This window comes from Nocardioides malaquae, assembly GCF_015070385.1.
Taxonomy (GTDB): Bacteria; Actinomycetota; Actinomycetes; order Propionibacteriales; family Nocardioidaceae; genus Nocardioides; species Nocardioides malaquae.
This window is the reverse complement of record NZ_JADCSA010000678.1, coordinates 1-257: the sequence shown is the minus strand read 5'-3', so window position 1 is coordinate 257 and position 257 is coordinate 1. Positions and strand designations below refer to the sequence as shown.

Annotated in this window: 1 protein-coding gene; it reads right to left on the bottom strand. The window is 48.6% G+C overall.

All coding sequences use genetic code 11. The annotated features are described in order from the left end of the window. Window positions 1–257, bottom strand: a 257-nt coding sequence (locus tag IEQ44_RS16140; RefSeq protein WP_193639444.1) for an MFS transporter, incomplete at both ends; no start/stop codon positions are given.

Sequence of the window (257 nt, the reverse complement as noted above, 5' to 3'; positions counted from 1 at the left end):
CAGTTAGTTCCCATAGCCACAAATGAGGAGATAATTCCGCGCTTACCTTTTGGCGCATATTCCGCCAGCATCGTACCGGCACCGGAAATTTCCGCACCTGCACCCAACCCCTGAATAATACGCAACGTCACCAGCAAGATGGGTGCAAAAACACCAATCTGTGCATAGGTCGGTAACACACCAATTAAGGTGGTACAGATCCCCATCATGGTGATGGTAATAAAGAGCACTTTTTTACGCCCTATTCTGTCGCCCAT